We start from the raw sequence: 20,255 nt of genomic DNA, 5'->3' as shown, positions 1-20,255 counted from the left end.
ATTATGCCAAATTCAACTCACGGTGTGATTGCTGCGGGACATGCGAAAACAGCCGAAGCAGGGCTGGAAATGTTGCGCTTAGGGGGTAATGCCTTTGATGCGGCGATCGCAGCGGTAATGGCGGCTTTTGTCGTGGAGCCGACGCTGACTTCTCCAGCAGGAGGAGGGTTTCTTTTAGCGCATACGTCTCAGCAAGAAGATATTTTATTTGATTTTTTTACTCAAACACCTGGCTCGAAAAAGGCCCAATCTGCTCTGGATTTTTACCCGGTTGATGTCAACTTTGGTGGGGCGATTCAAGAATTTCACATTGGCTTGGGATCGATGGGAGTACCAGGAAATGTGGCTGGCATTTTTCACGTGCACCAAAGATTAGGTAGGTTGCCTTTTCAGGCGATCGCAGAACCTGCAGTTCACTATGCCAAAAACGGTGTAGAAATTTCTGATTTCCAGTATTTTTGTTTTCAAATTCTCAGCCCAATTCTGACTGCTTCAGCAGAATCACGCCAAATTTTTGCTCCTGACGGTCCTTTGGTCGCACTTGGAACTAATTTGGTGATGCCAGACTTAGCAGAGACATTAGCTTATTTAGCTAAAACTGGACCGAAGGGATTTTATCAAGGTGATATTGCCCATCAAATTGCTCAAGACTGTGAAAACTTTGGTGGTTATTTAACCCTGGAAGATTTACAGCAGTATCAGGTGATTGAACGTCGGCCTTTGACGATTAATTATCGCGATAATATTCTACTGACCAACCCTACTCCTAGCTCTGGCGGCACTTTAATTGCTTTTGCTTTGGAGCTTTTGTCTGCGATCGATCTAACAGCTTTTGAGTTTGGCAGTGCTCAACATTTAGATCTTTTGGCTACGACGATGCGATTGACGAATGTAGCGCGTCGGGAGCAATCTTACCAACTCTTCCAGCAGGATTCTCAAGCATTTCTGGACGGTGCTCAAGTGGAAGTGTATCAAGCGCAGTTATCGAATACCGTGAATAAGTGGGGCAGTACAACGCATCTGAGCGTGATTGATGATGAAGGCAATGCTGCGAGTGTAACTACTTCTAATGGCGAAGGTTGCGGTTACATAGTTCCTGGCACTGGCATCATGATGAATAACATGTTGGGCGAAGAAGATTTGAACCCAAATGGCTTTCATCAATGGCAGGAGAATACACGCATCGCGTCTATGATGGCTCCTACGATTGTGCTGAAAGATCAGCAGCCAGAGATTGTTTTAGGTTCTGGAGGTTCCAATCGAATTAGAACCGCAATTCTGCAAGTAATTTCTAATATTTTAGATTTCCAAATGCCTGTGGCAGCCGCAGTGGAGAGTCCACGAATTCATTGGGAAAACTCTGTATTTAATGTTGAGCCAGGATTTAGTGAGGCTGAGCTGAGCAAACTGCATCTTCCACCGGACGATGAACGGGTGTTGTGGCAGCAGGAAAATATGTTTTTTGGTGGCGTGCATACTGTGATACGAGATGCAGACGGAACCATTACGGGTGCGGGCGATCGCCGTCGTAGTGGTGTTGTAATGAGCTGCTAATTTTGGGCTCGTTCAGCGACTCGTATGAAATCCTTGAATTTCTTCTGGTTCTTCGTACTCCACTTTGACTTCTTGAACGATCGCCATCTGTGGCCCTTTGTGACACCACCGAATCATCTCTTCCAGCAATTCTGGTGGACCCTCAAATACTGCTTCTACTCGTCCGTCGGGTAAGTTCTTGACCCAACCATTGACTCCTAGGGTTTCTGCGGCCTGACAAGTTGACATGCGATAACCAACACCTTGGACTCGCCCAGAAATCCAAACATGTGCTCTTGGGTGGTTAACGTTTGCCATTTAGCTGCCCTCTAATGCGAACTCATAATGCGGAACTCAGCACTCATAATCGAGGCTTGAGCTTGATTCTTAGTCTTATGGATGTTGTTCTCCATTTGTGGCACCGCCAGAAACTAACCTCTGTCCATAGTTGGGTTAAAGGCGATGATTTTAGTTAGAAGCTTATGTCTTGAGCAGGGTTAAGCCCACTGTACCGCTTGTTAAATTTCAGGGGTTGTTAATTTCAAGCTCCTATGACATACACTGACATTGCCAATAATCAAAAGCAAGCGATCCAAAGTTTCCAATCCTTTGATGCAGATACTCAACTTGCTTTTTTGTGGTTTATTTATGAGGAACTGAAGGGTTCTCTCACCCCCAAAGGTGGCCCTGACACCTCTGGTTTCGCGATCGCTCAAGGGGTTGTCGATCGCATTCAACAACTGCCTCAAGATCAACAGCTTCAAGCTCAACGGGATGTCGTAGCTGGCCAACCCTCGGAGTTTGGTACTTCTTATGGAGACTTCAACTCCAGCAACAGATTGGCTTTTTGGTATCTGTTAGCTCAAGGCATGGAGAACGGTCAGATCGTTAATGTGCCTTCTGACTATCAAATGTCTGGTGATGCTCAAGAGTTCTTTAATGCGATTAAGGGGCTAGAGTTTAATGACCAAATTACGTTTATGCGGAATGTGGTTTCCTGCATTGGTCCTGAGCCCAAAGAAGGCGCTGTTTTCACCTAAGGTATTGGGTGAACTGAATCGTCTGTAAAAGATTTTTGTGGTTGTTTGACCTATTTGTATTAAGAAAAGAGCTTGGGGGCACCTGCCCCCAAACCCCCGCTGAGGGACGGCTGCGTCCCCCAGACCCCCTCCAGAAGTGCATTGGGGTGTTGAGTATACCTGATGAATAGGAGAAGGAGACTTTAAGGAGAAAAAATTTTTGGGTTGGATTTGGGGTAATTTTTTAGATCGGGCTAAAAGTTTTTGCGAATTCTGTGGTTCGTTTATGTCTGATCTACCTCCTCTCAATCCTGATACTGTCTGGGATATCCTTAACGACAAAATTGATGATGCGATCGCCAATGGTTTGGTTTGGCATTGTTTGGGATATCGCTACGATGATGTGAATGGGCGCTGGGATGCAACGGATGTGGCTCCAGATTGGCGAGAGGCGTATCCTGAACCTCCAGATTTTATTGAGAGTCGCCCCGCAACGGTGAAGCTGACGCGATCGATTCCAGCAGAAAATAAGCAGTTGCTGAAGGAGCAGTTGGGGTTTACTGGCTACAAGGTAGGTGAACTGGTGCCTCGACTGACGCGCCGAGCTACAATGGCGAACTGGTTACTTAGTTATTTACGTAGTGCCAATAATTAGTGGAACAAGTGCTTGGCAGGATAATTCCTTGGTAGAACAAGTACTTGGCGGAACAATTGTAGGCATTAGACTTGTCTCTATAGATACCGAGGGGATTCAGGTTTTCCCTCCTATGGGGCAAGGTATATGTTTCCTGCACTACTCTCGTCTTTGGTGCTGTCTGGCCAAGTTCATGTTTCTGTCCCAGTGAATCAATACCCTTGGGGCTATTCTGGCTATCCTCATGGCGGCAATATCATCATTGTTCAGCCGCAGCAGATTCAGCCGCCTGTTCTGGTAGAGTTTGATGCGTTAGGCAAGGATTGGGGGAGTGTGTGGATCAATGGCGAAGAAGTCTACCGCCCCAAACTTTATAATCGTCGGCAGGTGTTGAATCTGGCTCCTGGTAGCTATCGGGTTGTCCTGACTGGTATTACCAAGTACGATGTTTGGTCGGCGGGTTATCTGAATGTTGGCCGCACAGGTACGCTGCGAGTGGTGTTTTCTAAGACAGATGGCGTTTATGTCCAAGGCGACCCTAGCGCTTGGTTGGGCGATCGCGATGTCCGCAATGGGATGGAAGTTTGGCGGCGCTAATCTTTAGGAGCCGTACTTGAGGATGGCTACGAATCCCTATGCCTGGTTGAAACAATCTCTAGAAACCATTCACCGAGCAGATTGGTATCGTTCGGTGCAAACAATTGAAAGCCAAGCTGGGCCTGTGGTGCGCTTAGCAGGGCGAGAAGTGCTCAACTTTGCGAGCAACGATTACTTAGGGCTAACCAGTGACGCTCGCTTGATTCAAGCGGCGATCGCGGCTACCCAAGAGCTTGGTACGGGGAGTACGGGGTCACGGCTGATTACGGGGCATCGAGAACTCCATCGGCAGTTGGAACTAGCGATCGCGGCTCTAAAGCAAACTGAAGATGCGTTGGTGTTTAGCTCTGGGTATTTGGCTAATTTGGGCGCGATCGCGGCTTTGGTCGGTAAGCGCGATTTGATCTTGTCGGATCAGTACAACCATTCCAGCTTGAAGAATGGAGCCATTCTCAGCGGAGCTACAGTAGTGGACTATGCCCACTGTGATGTGGCTGACTTGAGCACCAAGCTAACCCAACAGCGCGATCGCTACCGTCGCTGCTTGATTCTGACCGATAGTGTTTTTAGTATGGACGGTGATCTCTGCCCCTTACTAAAGTTGCTGGCGATCGCCAATGATTTTGAGGCGATGCTGCTGGTGGATGAAGCCCATGCCACAGGGGTGATGGGAGCGACGGGAGCAGGTTGCGTTGAGCATTTCGGTTGTACTGGGCACCCCTTAATTCAAATTGGCACTCTGAGCAAAGCGCTCGGTAGTTTGGGCGGTTATGTGGCTGGCTCTGCTGCTTTGATTGATTTCTTACGCAACCGCGCCCCCACTTGGATTTACACCACAGGTCTTTCTCCGGCGGATACTGCCGCAGCCTTAGCCGCGATCGCGATCGTGCAACAAGAACCGCAGCGACGGGCTCAACTTTGGCAGAATGTGGCTCATCTCCAACAATTAATTGCGGAAAGTTGGAGCCAGGCTCCGATTGCTTTTGAACTAAAGCCTCTCCCCTCTGCGTCACCGATTCTTTGTTTTCAAGTGCCAGATGCGGCAACGGTGCTCCAGATAGGGCAACAACTCAAACAAGCTGGAATTTTTGCCTCGGCGATTCGACCCCCCACGGTGCCGACTAGCCGAGTTCGGATTACGGTGATGGCTACTCACACTTCAGCGCACTTGCAACAATTGGCTGCTGCTTTAAGCCAGGTTACTACCTGAGTCGCCTGAATCCATAAACCAAAGTCTCAAAGTCACTGAAAGGTATGTTGGAGCTAAGACATCTCTCGGTAGGTATTGCTGTTTTCTTGAAAGTGTGCATGAAGATAAGCGCTTTGGCGGTTTTTTTAACCTGACAGAATTTTTAATCTAGAACCTCTATCTACAAAAACTTATGACTATTTATGAATCAAAAAATAATTTTCACTTGTGCTGACCTGCCACCACACTTGCCCTTGGGCTACCAGTTTTTCGAGGCTCCCGACTTTATTGAATGTGAGCTTTTGGAGGGGGAAACTTCGCAAGAAGCTTTAGCCAGAGCTAAGACTGCTGGTCTGACAGTGGTCGGTTGGAGCGTCAAAAAATCGCACCCTAAAGTCTAAGGCTGGGGCTGCAAGGACTAGGCCGCAAGGATTGCGCTTCAAAAATTGAGCGATCGCTTGTCATCCTATCCAATTGGCCGTAAAGTCGCATCCAACTGATAACTGCTGAACTAGCTGATACTAATTGATCGTGGTTGAGTTACCTGAATTTGTTGAGGCAGTGTTAATTTCTGTCTAGAGAGAGATTTTGTAGCGCGATCGCCAACTGAGGTTTAAGTTTTTTTACTAAATCGGGCACCCTGAACTCAGAAAGGATCTGTCCTCGTCTAGATATCCGGGTTAGTTGCCATGCGCTGTCTTTTCGTATTGCTGTTGGGGTCTTCAGTGCTGAGCTTGCTAATGCAGCCCCCAGCGGTTGTGGCAGAAACTGATGTCGTGCCAACTGAGGTGATTCGAGCCCAAGGGTTCTGGCCCCAAGCGCAGCAACTGCTGCAAGCCCAAATTTTGTTAGTCGATCGCATAGAACGGGCGGTGGCCGAGCCTGATCCGAATCAAGTGCGGGCGGCACGAGGGCAACTAACTTTACAGACTGCGGCTGTAGATCGGTTTCTTAAGAGCCAGTATCCCCTGCCTAACTTACTCTGTGCGCCTACCAGAATCCGAGTTGGCAATACAGAAGAACCGTTCACGGTTGGCTCTGGCCTTAGTCAGTCGCAGGGTGCCGTTTACTGCAATCTATACCAATCAACTCAAAGATTAGCGTCCCTAGGTGATTTACTCGATCGCCGCCTGTTTATGCTGGCATCGATCGCGGAAGTGAAGCCACTGCGAGTCGTGGGAGAACGACAAGCTCTCTCGCTCCCAGGCACCCCCACTCAAAGCCCTAACTTAGGTAAACCAGCCACCTACCGCTATGGCACCGCTCCCACTTTGCCGACTGAGAAGCCACTTGTAATTGGTGAAGCTGCGAAAACAGCGATCGCGGATTATATGCCACCCATGTCACCCGCGATCGCCCCGCCTCCAGAAGCCGCTCCGGTTCTGCAATCGATCAAGCAACTGTTGACTCGTACCCAAAGCGCTTTCCCCAATGCAGCCAGCTTTTCCGCTCCCACTCAGCAAGTAGAAGCTCTAGATCAATACGCCTACGGGCTTTATCCCAAAGAACGTCAGCTTTATGCCAAGTTTCTAGAGCAGCCCAACACTGGTATTGCTCGTGTCCTGTTGTCTGAGGCTTACCGCCCTCAACCCAGCGCTTTACAGAATCGTTTAGAACCCACGGTCGCTGAGCGCTTTCCATTTGTCCCTTTGGTGCAGTCTGAGGCAAAATTCACCCCTCGATTTCTGCTGGAGATTGAGAATGGCCGCTTTCAACTCGTGCAGTCTGGCTTAAATTACGGTTTTTTGGCTCCGATGGGAGATGTGCCGATAGAGTCTTTGCAAGCTACACTCTCGGCTCAGCAAGTGGAGTTGGCTCCTGATCTGCGGCAATTTTTTCTCACTTATGCGCCACCCAATCAACTCGACGCGATTCAAACCGATCGCCGCCGCTTCTTGAGTGGAAAAGTCAATAACCTAGCGCTGAATCAGCCATTAATGAGCCAAGCCCCTATTAGCTTGAACCAAACTTATTTAATGCGATCGCTGCAATTCCAGATGCCAGAGATTGTGATGAGTAGAGAACCTGTGTCTCGTCGCGATCGCCGCTATCTAGATTTGTTGCTAGAAACCCCTAGTAGTGACCACCTCCTAGCGTTTCGGCCTGTGATTCGTCACTCCGATGGCACCTACACTGTCTTGTGGCGAGTCTTGCAGCAGTTTCCAGACCCACAGATTCAGGATCTAGATAAGTACGTCAATCTAGATTAACGGACCAATTTCTGGTTAGGACCAATCTGCGCTAGCGTAGGATTGATGTTCACTGTTTAGTTTGCTGTGCTACCCAATCGACGCCCCACTGTACGGGCTGGCTTGGCTGCCTCGCTGCTCGTTGTCTTAACGGCTTGTGCCAACAGCTCCACAGGTAATGTTTTCAAAGACTCTCTAGCGGCTGATTCTAAGTTGCGAGAGAGTACTGGCAATGTGGGGCAACCAGGGGGTGATGGGCAAACTGCAACGAATGCCAACCGACCCGCTGACTTTCCGGCGGAAATTCCGATTTATCCAGAGTCGCAATTGCAGGACATTGTTCCAGTCGCTAGTCCAACTCCTGCCAGTCCTACCCCGACAGACGCTGCAACGAATGCCACTGCCAACCCAACGGAGAAGACGACTGGGCAAGCCCAATGGACTAGTGGGGATCCGAGTAACTTTGTACAAAGCTTTTATCTACAGCAGTTGCAAACCAATGGTTGGCAATTGGTAAGTCAGGCGACTCAAGATTTGCCTGCTACCTTGGTGGCACGGCGGAATGACTTACAAATCACAGTGGCGATTGGAGCTACGGCAACTTTTGCCTTGCCTACTCCCAGCGATCGCCCTGATAATGCTAGCCCTGCCCCTAGCTCAACCCCCATCCCTAGTAGTTCATCCACCAGCACTGTATTCACGATTGATTACGCCTACGAAAGCGGCAGTGTTTCGTCTCAAGCGGTTAACCCCAATTCTGAGGCTCCCCAACCCGGTGATTCGGAGTTTGTCGGTCCCGTTTTAGAGGGAGCCACCGCATCAGGTACGACCAGCCCAGCCACATCCACACCTGTTACAGCGAATCCTCAAGGGTTCACCGACCTCGATAAAGCCCCGAAAGAACTGCGGTCTTACCTCAAAGATCTGGCACAGTTAGGAGTTTTACCCCTCCGCTCTAGCGACACCAAAAGCACCGCTGCCAATCGCTCAACCCTGTTTGAGCCAAACAAAATCATTACTCGCCGTGAATATGCCCGCTGGCTAGTTACAGCCAACAACCGCATTTATAGCGATCGCTCTGGGCAACAAGTTCGTTTGGGTTCTAGTGGTACCAAGCCTGTATTTCAAGATGTGCCGAAAACTAACCCAGATTTTGAAGTGATTCAAGGGCTAGCCGAAGCAGGTATTATTCCGAGTCCCTTGTCCGGTGAGGCGACTGTGGTCAGCTTTCGGCCCGATGCTCCATTGACGCGCGAAGTCATGTTGTTGTGGAAGTTGCCGCTCGATACCCGCCAAGCTCTGCCCGCTGCTTCTTTGGATGCAGTGAAAGAAACTTGGGGCTTTCAAGATGCTGGGAAAATTGATCCGAAAGCGCTGCGAGCGGTCTTGGCTGATTTTCAAAATGGGGATTTGGCCAATATTCGTCGAGCTTTGGGATATACCACGCTCTTTCAACCCAAAAAATCAGTGACGCGGGCAGAAGCCGCTGCTACCCTTTGGTACTTTGGCTCTCAGGGAGAAGGGTTGTCGGCGCTGGAGTTATTGCAAAGTCCGTCAGGGGTGACTGCGTCGCCTCGCCCAGATGGTCCTTAAGGATGGCTCATTGTTTTAAGCCTAAGCAATCCTAAAGGGTTTGTGAGAGCCGCACCCCCTGAGGGCACGCCTCTCACAAACCCCAACTGGATAATTATTTAGGACAGCTATAGCACCTTCTATAAATCTCAGGAAAATAAATCTCCTTAAAACTTCTTCGGTTGATCCCCAGAATTGCCTAAAATGAGGCCAGAGCCCTATTAGGAGAGGCATTTGCTATGCCCAAAACTGTTGCGGAAGTCATGAGCCGCAATCCCATCACCGTTAAGCCTGAAACCCCGCTTCAGGAAGTGGTTCAGATTTTGGCAGAGCGACGAATCAGTGGCCTACCAGTCGTTGATCAGTCCGACAAGTTAATCGGTGTTGTTTCTGAGACAGATTTGATGTGGCAGGAAACTGGAGCTACACCCCCCGCCTACATCATGATTTTAGATAGTGTGATCTATTTAGAAAATCCATCCCGTTACGAGCGGGACTTACATAAAGCCCTGGGTCAAACTGTGGGGGAAGTGATGAGTCACGACCCGGTGACGACAAATCCCGATCAACCACTGCAGGAGGCCGCTCGTTTAATGCACGAGCGTAGTATTCATCGCCTGCCTGTTTTAGATGCCACAGGTCAGGTCATTGGGATTTTAACCCGGGGTGACATTGTCCGAGCGATGGCTGCCCACCAAGATTAACAAAACCAATTGCTTGAAAACATTGATAGATCAGGCACCTAATGCCACGATCGCCATTTCCATACCAAAAGCGAGATTAATCAACATGAGTATTACGCCCGAATCTGTGCAAGCTTTACTGCACTCAGAAGACTTTGGCGATCGCCTGCGAGGGGTGAATCAACTCCGCCAGCTGGAGCCTGCTACGGCCTTTGAACTGATTCAAACTGCAGTAGCAGATAGTAGTGCTAGAGTTCGCTACGCGGCGGTCAGCCAGCTTTCCTCCCTAGGCCACCACGATCTAGCTCAAACCGCAACGATTTTGCGCGATCGCTTACACAATGACTCAGAGCCTGACGTGCAAGCTGCCGCTGCTGATTCCTTGGGAGCCTTGAAACTACAGGATGCGCTGGAAGATCTACAGCAACTTTATCAACAAACCCCAGAGTGGTTGGTGCAGTTCAGTATCATTGCGGCCTTGGGAGAACTTGGTGATCCCCGTGGTTTTGAGTTGTTAGAAACGGCCCTGACTTCTGAGAATGAATTGGTTGAAATGGCGGCGATCGGTTCGCTTGGGGAATTAGGCGATCGCCGCGCTATTCCTTTGTTGGTGTCCTATGCCTCTCATCCTGACTGGCAAGTCCGCCATCGGTTGGTGCAAGCTTTAGGACGACTCGGTGGAGCCGAAGCGCAGTCAGCGTTGACAACGTTAGCTCAAGACCAAGTGCCGCAAGTAGCTCAGGAAGCCCAAGAAACCTTGCAATCTGTCTAAAGAAACTGTATCAAGCGACTGCGAAGCAGACATGGGCTTTCCTTAAAGTTCAGCTAGTAGGAACAATTTGTCGTCCAGCTAAGTCCATAATATTGGGCAAGGCGAATTACCCATCGCTGAGCCCAGACTAAATTTTAGAAATATGGCATTAAGCTAAGCCCACCCTAGTCATAGGGCGGGTTTTATTTTGTCAAAAAACATGCTTCTTGCCTGCGTGTTATCACCACAATAGTTCGAGCTTAAATTGATTGGAATTAACCCAATCATGGAGGTACTCATTAAATTCTCTACAGCTGAGTACCCTCTAACTTAAAGAATGAGTGAAGATTGCCCTGCCACGATGGTACTTCCCACTAGCCGTGTATAGAGTAGTTACGGCAGGGTCAAGCAAAAGACAGTTCCATTCAGGTAGGTAGTCGTTTTAACACTTAGCTTCTAGTCGCTAAAACTGTTGAAACTTAGTGTAGTTCCTGGTCTGAATTACGCGATCGCTACAGTAACCTGGCTGGAAAAGGATGAATTCCTACATCCAGTCTTCCGACTCAGTTCTCAAGCCAGGCTCTAGGCCGTTCGGCCCTTAGCATCTACCGCCCCATCCGATGCACGTATCGTGTGGTCCTTATCAGTCTGACTTCAGGACTCCAGCTTGTTCCAGCTGGGAGCTCAAAAATTTCAAAGGTAATTAGTACCACCCTGGAAAGGCTTTTGCCTACGTCACGCATTACTTACGGAGACACAACATGAATCCTTGCAAATCTTTAGTAGCTGTAGCTGCTATTTCTACCCTAATGAGTGTTTGTGCTCCTGCACAAGCTTTTAGCTTCGTGGGTGCTACCTCTAATGCAGACGGGAGTTTCTCCTTCGCCAACACGACTAGTGTTCAGTTTGACTTCTTTGCATCCCATGGTGCATATCAATCTGATTTCAATGTCTATGACTCGAGCAAAAAGTTCGTAACAACCTTATTCACAGAGCTTCAGGGCAAAGACCCAGGTAGCAGCAACAAGAACGATTCGAAAGGAACCTGTCCTTTAACTGTAAAGCCTTGCCAAACTACCTTTACATTCAATAAAGGTATCAGCTACTTCCTCGGCTTGACTGCCAAGGGAGACAAAACTGTCTATACAGATTCTGCTGAAACCTCCTTCAATTTCGTCAGCGGTAGTGAAACCTTTGCTTACTACACAAACTTCAAGGGTAATGGCTCTAACTTAAGTCAACGATCCAAGCAGACTCTTACCGCTGCACCCGGAACGACCTTGATTGCTGTAAATGATTCTTGGAAAGGAGACAGAGACTACAACGACTTTATCGTGACTGCGGAATCTGTACCTGAACCAGGCACCATTGGTGCATTGCTAGGAGTTGGTGCGCTTGGTTTCATGGGCCGTCGTCGCAAAGCGGGCGCAGCTGAAAAAGCGTAGATAAGCCGAAATTAACGACCCGAGAAAAAGGTGAGCAGCTCGAAAAACTGTTCACCTTTTTTACTATGGTTTACATAAAAATCGCTGCAATTGCAATTAGTAGCCAGGACTTAGCAATTACCAACTATGATTGTTAACCCAAACTTCAGGGATCTACATGGGTTACGCCGTAAGTTGAATCATGCGACCTTGGACGACACTGTGAAGCAGCCTCACTTCTATTTGCTCTTTCCCAACATTTTTGGCTACATGGGTGGCATTCAAGTTTACTCTGCAGTGCTACTTCGGGCGTTGCAGGAGTTATATCCAGAAGCTGAATATGATGTGTTTCTAAAATATGACCGCTCTGACAAAGTTAACCTTCAAGACTTGGAGTTTTTGCCTCAGACTCGGTTTCACTACTTTGGGCAATCTCATGGCGATCGCAATCTGTGGCGACGGTATGGGATGGCGAGCCTAGCAGCAGCCAAAATGGTTGGCTTAGGACTGTGGCAGCGCCCGACCCTGATTTTGACAACCCACTTAGATTTTTACAGCGTGGTCTTTGATTGGTTTAAGCGTCTGACGGGGGTACCGTACGGCGTGGTTTTACATGGCTTGGAAGCTTGGAATGTTGAGAACGCAGCGCTCAAGGCTGTGCTCCAGCGAGCTGACCAAGTGATGGCAGTCAGCCACTACACGCGCGATCGCTTGTTACGCGAACAGTCTCTGCCGTCAGATCATGTAACTGTGTTGCCCAACGCCTTTGATGCTAGCCACTTTAAAATTGCGCCTAAACCAAACTATTTACTAGAGCGTTACGGTTTAACTCCTGATCAACCCGTGATTTTGACTGTCTCTCGCCTTGATCAAAATACTGGCTACAAGGGGTACAACCAAATTATTCAAGCATTGGTAGAAATTCGGCGTCACATCCCAAATGCCCACTACGTACTAGCTGGTAAGGGGAACAATGTGCCTTACATAGAAACATTAGTGCACCAGCTCAATCTTCAAGCTTGTGTGACCCTAACCGGATTTGTGCCCGAGTCAGAACTTTGCGATCACTACAATCTTTGTGATGTGTTTGCCTTACCAAGCCGTGGAGAAGGGTTTGGCATTGTTTATTTAGAGGCTTTAGCTTGCGGCAAACCAGTTCTGGCCGGAAACCAAGACGGAGCCGTTGATCCCCTCCTCAATGGGGAAATAGGCTGCTTGGTCGATCCCGATGATGTAGAGGCGATCGCGAAAAATCTCACACAGATCCTCCAGGGAACTCACCCTAATTCTTTGCTGGGTCAGCCAGAAATTCTCCGTCGAAAAACCATTGAGAATTTTGAGTTTGCCCAATTTCGCCGCATCTTATCTCAATCATTACAGTCCTTGCAACTACCGCAAATCTAGACTTGCAGCTCGCGATGCCTCTCCCGAATGAACTGGCACGAGCTCAAATTAGGCTCCTGACTATATTTTTGAGTGAGGTTTCGGTACAATGGTAATAGTAGATTAATAATTCTAAAAACTTAAAAAGCCTGAGAAGCGTTGTCCTTCATGCAACGTAGATTGAGCTATAGAAAGTCAACTTGTTCCAGTCTTGATCTAGTGAGTAACTTCTGTAATGAGTTTCAGTAATTACCGTAGTGTTAGGCTGGCGACTTCCTTCTAGTGTTTAAAGGCATGACACTAACCGACTCAGGCTTGAGTGAAAGAAGGTTACTAGGTTATTCTCAGGGTGATTGCTTAACAAACCAATGTTTGTTTATCCACCTGAAAACTACGGGGTTTTTTAAGTGATTTCGGTTTCACTTCGGCCTGTAGGGCGCAATTGGGGCACAGTTAGCTTTGCTTCTACCCTTTATCTCTATCCAGTTCTAGATTTACTGCTTGCAGAGGTTCCAGCTCAGTGGCAAGCAGAGCTTAGGCTAGGGCTACAAGAAGCACTAGTGAACGCGGCGAAGCATGGGAACAAACTAGACCCTAGCAAGACAGTTCTAGTTCGCTTCTCTGTAGTGGAAAACCAGTACTGGTGGGTGATTTCAGATCAGGGATCAGGGTTCGCGCCTCCTACCTCTTGTAGCTCTGGTTGTTCAGAACACCTACCTCATAACGAGAAAGAATGCGGTCGGGGTCTGTACATTCTTTACCAAGTGTTTGACCGAGTGCAATGGAACGCCTCTGGGACTGAGTTAAGACTGTGCAAAGAGGTGAGCAATCGTTTCAAGTTGCCTCTGGTTCGCTAATAATTTTGGCTTTTATATCCAATGTCCTCATTTAGGGCATTCTAGGTGAGATGCCACTCACTCAAGCAGCATCTTCAGTAATGTAGGCTACTATTTTTGAGTGATCAGGCACTCGTGCTCCTAAAACTCAGTCACTGGTGTCAGGATTCTCGTTGAACAATATGGTTAAAACTGTGAAGCGATCGCACAACTGGTTATCTCGCTCGAAGAATCTCGATTTATTCTTATTGGCTGGTTGCTCCTGCCTCTTGACCCTGATTTACCAGCCAGTCGGCGAAGCGTTTTCTAGCTCTGGAGCGATCGTGAAAGGCACGACTTCGGTAGCGACTACAGCTATTGTGGAAACGCAATCACGGGGATCAAGTGCAATTCAATTGACGTTGCCAGAGCGAAAGCTTGATCCCAGTCAGGACGCGGAAGCTGATCAGAGTTAAAACATTCTCGTTAAAGCTTGCTCAGGTGCTTCAGCCTTCAGAAGCTCAAACTTCGGGAGTAGGGCTGGGTGATGGGCTGGCTTGACGGTGGCCATGCGTCGGACACGGAGGCGCAGACACAGAACGGTCGAGCCATCCAGCGGCTTGGTGAAGACGCGGTAAAGCTTCTTCCGGCTGATCTTTGAGCAGAAAAACTAAAGCGGCGGCGGCTTGTTCGCTAGCACGCACTTTCCGGTTAGACTTTAGCCGATGCCAGTCCATGTCTGTTAAGGTCAAGCGGGCTGCTAGGGCTTGGGCAAGTTCGAGAGTGCTCAATTCTTGCAGATGTGCGGTCTGAGGGGCAGTGAGACCTTGAGCGATCGCTGCTGGCTTGGAAGTTGCATCCGGCATAAGCAAGTCCTAAAGGCGTGTGAGCTGGGTTGGCATCTAACCCTACTTTACTATTGTTGTCATGAAGCTACCGCCCGAATCATCATCGCCTTCACCGCCTGAACCGGATGCCGAACTGACTCATGCTGATGAATCTTCAGGGACTTTCGACCAAGAGTTTGCGGAGGCGGTACAGGAACTAGAGCGATCGTTGCAATCTCTCAAAGAACGTTACACTCAAATTCAGGACGACCAATCCCGTCAGAACAATCTGCAACAGCGTTTGGACCAAGTGCAACGTGACTTGCGACAGACGCGATCGCAGGAAGTACGCCAAGAACTCCAAGCAGAACTTAAGCAAATTCGGCAGCAGTTAGATGCTTTGGAGGTCGCCCTAGAAAGCCAGCTACTCTCCTGGAACAGCTTGAAGGATGTTTTCTGGCAAGCGGTGCGTTTTGGTGGTTTGGGCGTTGTTGTAGGCTGGATTTTGAAGTCCTGTGCCAATTAGCCCCCGATTTTAGTGTTTAACGATGATAGCGACACGACGGATTGCAGAAGTATTGCGCAGCGGTGAACCCAATGAAGCGATCGCCGTTCAGGGTTGGGTTCGGACTAAGCGAGAGTTGAAGGGCTTTGCCTTTGTGGAAGTCAATGATGGCTCTGCTTTAGCCAGCTTACAAGCGGTGCTGAACCAAGATTTGCCCAACTATGCGGAAGTGCTGAGGCAGGCTAACACGGGTGCCTCGATAGAGATTTCTGGAGTTTTAGTTCCCTCTCAGGGCAAGGGACAGCGAATTGAGCTGCAAGCCCAATCGGTAACGGTTTACGGAGGAGCCGATCCAGAAAGCTTTCCTCTACAGAAAAAGCGGCATTCGTTTGAGTTTCTGCGTACCATTGGTCACCTGCGTCCTCGCACAAACACTTTAGGGGCTGTGTTTCGGGTACGAAATGCTTGTGCTGCTGCGATCCACGAATTTTTCCAAGAGCGGGGCTTTTTGTGGGTTCATACCCCTGTGATCACGGCTAGTGACTGTGAAGGGGCAGGGGAAATGTTTGCGGTCACGAATCTAAACCTGAAGCAGGTGCCGCTAACGGACACGAAAGAAATTGATTACAGCCAAGACTTTTTCGGCAGACCTGCCTACTTGACGGTGAGTGGGCAGCTCGAAGCCGAAATCATGGCAATGGCATTCAGTAATGTCTATACGTTTGGACCGACGTTTCGGGCTGAGAACTCTAACACTTCCCGCCACTTGGCAGAGTTCTGGATGGTGGAGCCAGAGATGGCTTTCTGTGACCTAGACGGTGATATGGATTTGGCGGAGGCGTTCCTGAAACACATCTTCAAGACGGTGTTGGAGCGCTGTCCGGAGGATATGGAATTTTTCAATCAGCGGATTGATGATACAGTGCTGGCGACGGCGGATAACATCATCAATAACCAGTTTGAGCGGCTGACCTATACCGACGCGATCGCCCTGTTGGAGAAATGCGATCGTAAGTTTGAGTACCCTGTGGAGTGGGGTCTAGATTTGCAGTCGGAGCATGAGCGCTACTTGGCGGAAGAAGTATTCAAAAAGCCTGTAATTTTGACCGACTACCCGACGCAAATTAAGGCGTTCTACATGCGCCTCAGTGATGACGAGAAAACGGTGCGGGCGATGGATATTCTGGCCCCTAAGATTGGGGAGATTATCGGCGGTTCACAACGGGAGGAGCGCCTAGATGTGCTGGAGCGGCGGATTAAAGCCCAAGGATTAGACCCAGAGATTTATTGGTGGTATCTGGATTTGCGTCGCTATGGAACGGTGCCACACGCAGGCTTTGGTTTGGGGTTTGAGCGGTTGGTGCAGTTTATGACGGGGATGACGAATATTCGAGATGTGATTCCGTTCCCGCGTACGCCTTTGAGTGCTGATTTTTAGTTGTTGGGGGTAAATCCGAGCCTTGGGGGCACCTGCCCCCAAACCCCCGCTGAGGGACGGCTGCGTCCCCCAGACCCTCTCCAGAAGTAACACTTGCTTCTCAAGCTAGATTGAACTGAAAGATTAATTGTGGCTGAAAAACGAATTTTGATTTGGTATCGCAATGATTTGCGGCTCCATGACCATGAGCCTCTGCATGAAGCGTTGCAGGCTGGGGCTGAGGTGATTCCTTTTTATTGTTTTGATTCTCGGCAGTTTGATCAAACCTCGTTTGGTTTTCCGAAGACGGGGGCGTTTCGGGCGCAGTTTTTGTTGGAGGCGATCGCAGATTTACGGGAAAGCTTGCGATCGCTGGGCAGTGATTTGGTGGTGCGGCGGGGTTTGCCTGAGGCCATCATTCCGGAACTAGTTAATCAACTGAAGATCTCGGCGGTTTACTGTCATGGTGAGGTTACGTCTGAGGAGAGGGCGATCGAAACGGCATTAAAAACTGCGCTACAACCTCTGGGTATAACGCTAGAAACCTTTTGGGGACAGACGCTTTATCATCTCGATAATTTGTCCTTTGAGATCTCTGAGCTACCGGAGCTATTCACTAATTTCCGTAAGCAGGTAGAAAAATATGCCAATGTCGATCCCACGTTGCCGAAGCCTCAGAAGTTGCCTTCTTTGCCCGATGTAGAGGTAGGTGAGTTGCCGCAACTGGCAGATTTGGGTTTGGAGCTGCCTGTTGTGGATGAACGTGCGGTGGTGCAGTTCAAAGGTGGGGAGACGGCAGGGCTGGCAAGGCTGCATGAATATTTTTGGCAGCGCGATCGCCTCAAAATCTATAAAGAAACGCGCAATGGTATGTTGGGGGCAGATTATTCCTCGAAGTTTTCGCCTTGGCTGTCGTTGGGGTGTTTGTCACCGCGCTACATCTATGAGCAGGTGCAGGAGTATGAGTCGCAGCGGATTAAGAATGATTCAACTTACTGGCTGGTTTTTGAGCTGTTGTGGCGGGATTATTTCCGGTTTGTCTGTGCCAAGCATGGCGATCGCGTGTTCTATCGTTCTGGCTTGCAAGGGCTGGCGATCGCTTGGAAAGATGACCCGGAGCGCTTTGAACTGTGGCAGCAAGGGAAAACGGGTTTTCCGCTGGTGGATGCCAATATGCGAGAGCTAGCGGCAACTGGATTTATGTCGAATCGCGGTCGTCAAAATGTGGCGAGCTTCTTGACAAAGAATTTGGGGATTGATTGGCGGATCGGCGCGGAGTATTTCGAGTCGATGCTGATTGACTACGATGTGTGCAGCAATTGGAGCAACTGGAACTATACGGCTGGTGTGGGCAATGATGCCCGTGGCTTCCGCTTTTTCAATATTCTCAAGCAGTCGAAAGATTACGACCCACAAGGTGAATATGTGAAGCACTGGCTACCAGAGCTAGCCAATGTTCCTGCTGCGAAAGTACATGAACCGTGGAAACTGCAACCTGTCGAACAACAGCGCTTCAACGTCAGAATTGGTGTGGATTATCCGCGTCCAGTAGTGGATCTATTCAAGTCTGCTGAAGCAAATGAGAAAATCTATAACGCTGCTACTCCCCAGAATCAGCGCCCGATTTCTAAGCGCAGCGGTAAAACGGCCCGACTCCGGTAATTGGTGCTACCACTAGCAGCAGAGGGCTGTAGAAAAATAGGTAAGGCCAGGACGAGCAAGCCAACTAAGAAGAGATAGGCTGCTAGGTCAAAGATGGTAAATCCTTGGGAACTACGTGTTCTAGTCTGAAAAAGCCCTCTAGTCTGAAAGCGTCTATTCATCGGTAGTTTGCCCTGTGGAGGTGGCTGAGGAGATGCTTGTAGTCTGCCCAATTGCAGTCTCCTGTTCTCGCTTCATCCACCTTGCTGATAAGCAAATCAGGACAAAGGCGATCGCCTTTGGGAAAGAGTTAATAGCTGCGATCGCTGAAGCCAGATGCTAGGTTAGCAGTGAACTCAACGGCAAGTGAGTTTTGGCGGTTGGGCTAGGAGGGGCAGATGAAAAGCGAAAAGGACAAGATGCTGAGTAGTGAGCTTTATGACCCACTCGACCCTCAACTTTGCGCTGAACGCCGTCGGGCTCGCCTGTTAATCAAGACGCTCAATGATTCCCGCGATGACCAACTGGAGGAGCGTCGCCGCATTATTCAAGAGTTGTTCAAAATCACAGATGAAGAGGTTTGGATTGAGCCACCGTTCTTCTGCGACTATGGCACTAACATCACGCTGGGCAATAAAGTCTTTTTCAATTTCAACTGCGTTGTTTTAGACGTTGCCGAAGTTCTGATAGGTAGCAACGTCATGTTTGGGCCTGCGGTGCAAATCTACACAGCGACTCATCCCATCAGTGCCAGCGATCGCCGTACAGGTCTAGAACTGGCTAAGCCAATAGAGATCGGCTCAGATGTCTGGGTAGGGGGTGGTGTCTTGATCCTTCCCGGCGTAAGGATTGGCGCTGGTTCGGTCATCGGCGCAGGCAGTGTAGTTACGAAGGACATTCCAGAGGGAGTGCTTGCAGTAGGCAATCCTTGCCGCGTCATTCGTGAGGTGAAGGATTAGATTTGGGTGAGAGCGATCGCCTCTAAATAGTGACGAAATTAAAGCATTGTGGAGTGATTCGGTCAGGGTAAAATTTTCGCCCTATACTGGCTAGACATTCTCAGGTGAGATTGGGAGCATGAGCAGTCCCCCTTCTGAGCAGCCAACTTTTGAGGTGGTGAGTAAATCGCAATCGGATGAGCTAGGAGCGATTCAAGCGCTACCTGAGTTAACGCCAGCGGTGGTGCAGCGCGTAGAGGAGGGGCTTGCTGCGGCTCGCGATCGCGCAGTTCGAGCCAGTATCCAATCAGCACTGGATGAGACAGAGGCGATCGCGAGAGGTCAGTTTGAGCGACCCGTATCAGGTGAGTTTCGGCAAACTGTGTTGCGATCGCTGATTCACAGTTTGTTTCGGGTGCGGGTGGAGTATCCGGAGCGCATTCCCCAAGGCCCAGCTTTGCTTGCAGCCAACCATCTTAATCACATTGACCCGTTCTTGCTGCTCTCGGAAGTTCCCGGTTTGCCGTACTATCACATCTTGGCAGATGCCCGGACGCTCTATAACAAGTGGTGGAAGCGGCAGGTGTTACAGCAGGCGCGGGGGGTGATTCCGGTCGAGCGGCGCTGGCGGGAGGAAACTGCGGTGATAGAGGCGGCCAAATGCGATCGCCCCGATTTGGCTGAGCTAGCAGCGGCTTTGGAGCAAGATGTTCCGGCAGGGAATGCGATCGCGGCTTTGCGGCAAATCGATCGGGCAGTGCAAGCGATTTTTGCTCACGGTGATGGCATTATCCTGTTTCCGGAGGGGGGATTGGGCACGATAGAAGGACAATTGCGTTTACCCTTAAAACGGGGGACGGTCATTTATGCGCTGCGAGCAGGAGTGCCCATTGTGCCAGTCGCGTTAATCGGCACCAAAGACCTCTATTTTCGTAAAACTTTAACGGTTAGGTTTGGTGAACCGCTGCATTTTCCTGCCTCCCATCGCCCTAAGTCTCATGAAGCCCAAGCCGCCATAGACGCATTGCAAGCGGCCTTGCTGCAACTGCTGCCCCCAGATTATCAGGAACCTAACGGGGTGAAGCTGTTCCGCAAATCTCTGGATCACCTGTTTTGGTAAAGTATCGCGATCGCTGGA

General features: G+C 49.4%; 21 protein-coding genes. 19 read left to right on the top strand and 2 right to left on the bottom strand.

Features of this window, described 5'->3' with window-relative positions; all coding sequences use genetic code 11:
- The first annotated feature begins 3 nt into the window (after window positions 1–3).
- Complete coding sequence (ggt, locus tag H6F68_RS04050; protein WP_190556619.1) at window positions 4–1,554, top strand: gamma-glutamyltransferase; 1,551 nt, start codon at window positions 4–6, stop codon at window positions 1,552–1,554.
- A 12-nt stretch (window positions 1,555–1,566) separates the two neighbouring features.
- On the opposite strand, the gene H6F68_RS04045 is transcribed toward ggt, so the two are convergent.
- Window positions 1,567–1,851 (bottom strand): acylphosphatase, encoded by a 285-nt coding sequence (locus tag H6F68_RS04045; protein ID WP_190550960.1) that lies wholly within the window; start codon window positions 1,849–1,851, stop codon window positions 1,567–1,569.
- Window positions 1,852–2,084: 233 nt separating this feature from the next.
- Between H6F68_RS04045 and H6F68_RS04040 the strand changes: the two genes are divergently transcribed.
- The 13 genes from H6F68_RS04040 (at window position 2,085) to H6F68_RS03980 (ending at window position 14,265) form a co-directional block, all read left to right on the top strand.
- The gene (locus H6F68_RS04040; RefSeq protein WP_190431115.1) at window positions 2,085–2,573 is read left to right on the top strand and encodes an orange carotenoid protein N-terminal domain-containing protein; all 489 of its coding nucleotides are present in this window, start codon (window positions 2,085–2,087) and stop codon (window positions 2,571–2,573) included.
- A gap of 265 nt (window positions 2,574–2,838) precedes the next feature.
- Entirely contained in the window at window positions 2,839–3,207 is a 369-nt protein-coding gene (locus tag H6F68_RS04035) for a DUF1823 family protein (protein WP_190556617.1), read from the top strand.
- Window positions 3,208–3,333: 126 nt separating this feature from the next.
- Window positions 3,334–3,783 carry a hypothetical protein gene (locus H6F68_RS04030; RefSeq protein WP_190556615.1) on the top strand — a complete coding sequence of 150 codons (450 nt, stop codon included), beginning with the start codon at window positions 3,334–3,336 and terminating at the stop codon, window positions 3,781–3,783.
- 22 nt (window positions 3,784–3,805) lie between these two features.
- On the top strand, window positions 3,806–4,993 hold the full coding sequence (bioF, locus tag H6F68_RS04025; RefSeq protein WP_190556613.1) for an 8-amino-7-oxononanoate synthase: 1,188 nt from the start codon (window positions 3,806–3,808) through the stop codon (window positions 4,991–4,993).
- 182 nt (window positions 4,994–5,175) lie between these two features.
- The gene (locus H6F68_RS04020) at window positions 5,176–5,373 is read left to right on the top strand and encodes a hypothetical protein (protein ID WP_190556611.1); all 198 of its coding nucleotides are present in this window, start codon (window positions 5,176–5,178) and stop codon (window positions 5,371–5,373) included.
- Between the two features lie 288 nt (window positions 5,374–5,661).
- Window positions 5,662–7,182 (top strand): hypothetical protein, encoded by a 1,521-nt coding sequence (locus tag H6F68_RS04015; protein WP_190556609.1) that lies wholly within the window; start codon window positions 5,662–5,664, stop codon window positions 7,180–7,182.
- A gap of 66 nt (window positions 7,183–7,248) precedes the next feature.
- A complete protein-coding gene (locus H6F68_RS04010) occupies window positions 7,249–8,754 on the top strand; it encodes an S-layer homology domain-containing protein (RefSeq protein ID WP_190556607.1) in 1,506 nt (501 codons plus the stop codon).
- Between the two features lie 218 nt (window positions 8,755–8,972).
- A complete protein-coding gene (locus H6F68_RS04005; protein WP_190556605.1) occupies window positions 8,973–9,437 on the top strand; it encodes a CBS domain-containing protein in 465 nt (154 codons plus the stop codon).
- Between the two features lie 85 nt (window positions 9,438–9,522).
- Window positions 9,523–10,188: a phycobilisome degradation protein NblB gene (gene nblB / locus H6F68_RS04000; RefSeq protein WP_190431122.1), complete on the top strand. Its 666-nt coding sequence runs from the start codon at window positions 9,523–9,525 to the stop codon at window positions 10,186–10,188.
- Window positions 10,189–11,012: 824 nt separating this feature from the next.
- Window positions 11,013–11,612, top strand: a complete 600-nt coding sequence (locus H6F68_RS03995) for a PEP-CTERM sorting domain-containing protein (protein WP_190556603.1) — start codon at window positions 11,013–11,015, stop codon at window positions 11,610–11,612.
- Between the two features lie 126 nt (window positions 11,613–11,738).
- The gene (locus H6F68_RS03990; protein ID WP_190556600.1) at window positions 11,739–12,995 is read left to right on the top strand and encodes a glycosyltransferase; all 1,257 of its coding nucleotides are present in this window, start codon (window positions 11,739–11,741) and stop codon (window positions 12,993–12,995) included.
- 386 nt (window positions 12,996–13,381) lie between these two features.
- Complete coding sequence (locus H6F68_RS03985) at window positions 13,382–13,831, top strand: ATP-binding protein (protein WP_190431125.1); 450 nt, start codon at window positions 13,382–13,384, stop codon at window positions 13,829–13,831.
- 161 nt (window positions 13,832–13,992) lie between these two features.
- Window positions 13,993–14,265 (top strand): hypothetical protein, encoded by a 273-nt coding sequence (locus H6F68_RS03980; RefSeq protein WP_190550979.1) that lies wholly within the window; start codon window positions 13,993–13,995, stop codon window positions 14,263–14,265.
- A 45-nt stretch (window positions 14,266–14,310) separates the two neighbouring features.
- On the opposite strand, the gene H6F68_RS03975 is transcribed toward H6F68_RS03980, so the two are convergent.
- Window positions 14,311–14,655, bottom strand: coding sequence for a DUF6439 family protein (locus tag H6F68_RS03975; RefSeq protein ID WP_190556598.1), 345 nt, complete (start codon window positions 14,653–14,655; stop codon window positions 14,311–14,313).
- A 61-nt stretch (window positions 14,656–14,716) separates the two neighbouring features.
- On the opposite strand from H6F68_RS03975, the gene H6F68_RS03970 reads away from it, so the two are divergent.
- The 5 genes from H6F68_RS03970 to H6F68_RS03950 all read left to right on the top strand — a co-directional run bounded on the left by H6F68_RS03970 (window position 14,717) and on the right by H6F68_RS03950 (window position 20,237).
- Window positions 14,717–15,142, top strand: coding sequence for a TRAFs-binding domain-containing protein (locus tag H6F68_RS03970; RefSeq protein WP_190556596.1), 426 nt, complete (start codon window positions 14,717–14,719; stop codon window positions 15,140–15,142).
- A 22-nt stretch (window positions 15,143–15,164) separates the two neighbouring features.
- Window positions 15,165–16,559 (top strand): asparagine--tRNA ligase, encoded by a 1,395-nt coding sequence (gene asnS, locus H6F68_RS03965; protein ID WP_199299866.1) that lies wholly within the window; start codon window positions 15,165–15,167, stop codon window positions 16,557–16,559.
- A gap of 129 nt (window positions 16,560–16,688) precedes the next feature.
- Complete coding sequence (locus H6F68_RS03960) at window positions 16,689–18,200, top strand: DASH family cryptochrome (protein WP_190556594.1); 1,512 nt, start codon at window positions 16,689–16,691, stop codon at window positions 18,198–18,200.
- Window positions 18,201–18,577: 377 nt separating this feature from the next.
- Entirely contained in the window at window positions 18,578–19,138 is a 561-nt protein-coding gene (locus H6F68_RS03955) for a sugar O-acetyltransferase (protein ID WP_190556593.1), read from the top strand.
- A gap of 118 nt (window positions 19,139–19,256) precedes the next feature.
- Window positions 19,257–20,237 carry a 1-acyl-sn-glycerol-3-phosphate acyltransferase gene (locus H6F68_RS03950; RefSeq protein ID WP_190556591.1) on the top strand — a complete coding sequence of 327 codons (981 nt, stop codon included), beginning with the start codon at window positions 19,257–19,259 and terminating at the stop codon, window positions 20,235–20,237.
- The last annotated feature ends 18 nt before the right edge of the window (window positions 20,238–20,255 follow it).

Source organism: Trichocoleus sp. FACHB-262, assembly GCF_014696035.1.
Lineage (GTDB): Bacteria > Cyanobacteriota > Cyanobacteriia > FACHB-46 > FACHB-46 > Trichocoleus.
Note: the sequence above shows the minus strand (reverse complement) of the source record. Positions and strands in the feature narration are given on the sequence as shown.

Bases quoted from the DNA above. Each gene is read 5' to 3' on its own strand.
- H6F68_RS04035 (WP_190556617.1), top strand. From the start codon at position 2,839: ATGTCTGATCTACCTCCTCTCAATCCTGATACTGTCTGGGATATCCTT.
- bioF (WP_190556613.1), top strand. From the start codon at position 3,806: ATGGCTACGAATCCCTATGCCTGGTTGAAACAATCTCTAGAAACCATT.
- ggt (WP_190556619.1), top strand. From the start codon at position 4: ATGCCAAATTCAACTCACGGTGTGATTGCTGCGGGACATGCGAAAACA.
- H6F68_RS04005 (WP_190556605.1), top strand. From the start codon at position 8,973: ATGCCCAAAACTGTTGCGGAAGTCATGAGCCGCAATCCCATCACCGTT.
- H6F68_RS03955 (WP_190556593.1), top strand. From the start codon at position 18,578: ATGAAAAGCGAAAAGGACAAGATGCTGAGTAGTGAGCTTTATGACCCA.
- H6F68_RS03970 (WP_190556596.1), top strand. From the start codon at position 14,717: ATGAAGCTACCGCCCGAATCATCATCGCCTTCACCGCCTGAACCGGAT.
- H6F68_RS03975 (WP_190556598.1), bottom strand. From the start codon at position 14,655: ATGCCGGATGCAACTTCCAAGCCAGCAGCGATCGCTCAAGGTCTCACT.
- H6F68_RS04045 (WP_190550960.1), bottom strand. From the start codon at position 1,851: ATGGCAAACGTTAACCACCCAAGAGCACATGTTTGGATTTCTGGGCGA.
- H6F68_RS04020 (WP_190556611.1), top strand. From the start codon at position 5,176: ATGAATCAAAAAATAATTTTCACTTGTGCTGACCTGCCACCACACTTG.
- H6F68_RS04015 (WP_190556609.1), top strand. From the start codon at position 5,662: ATGCGCTGTCTTTTCGTATTGCTGTTGGGGTCTTCAGTGCTGAGCTTG.
- H6F68_RS03990 (WP_190556600.1), top strand. From the start codon at position 11,739: ATGATTGTTAACCCAAACTTCAGGGATCTACATGGGTTACGCCGTAAG.
- H6F68_RS03980 (WP_190550979.1), top strand. From the start codon at position 13,993: ATGGTTAAAACTGTGAAGCGATCGCACAACTGGTTATCTCGCTCGAAG.
- asnS (WP_199299866.1), top strand. From the start codon at position 15,165: ATGATAGCGACACGACGGATTGCAGAAGTATTGCGCAGCGGTGAACCC.
- H6F68_RS04040 (WP_190431115.1), top strand. From the start codon at position 2,085: ATGACATACACTGACATTGCCAATAATCAAAAGCAAGCGATCCAAAGT.
- H6F68_RS04030 (WP_190556615.1), top strand. From the start codon at position 3,334: ATGTTTCCTGCACTACTCTCGTCTTTGGTGCTGTCTGGCCAAGTTCAT.
- nblB (WP_190431122.1), top strand. From the start codon at position 9,523: ATGAGTATTACGCCCGAATCTGTGCAAGCTTTACTGCACTCAGAAGAC.
- H6F68_RS03950 (WP_190556591.1), top strand. From the start codon at position 19,257: ATGAGCAGTCCCCCTTCTGAGCAGCCAACTTTTGAGGTGGTGAGTAAA.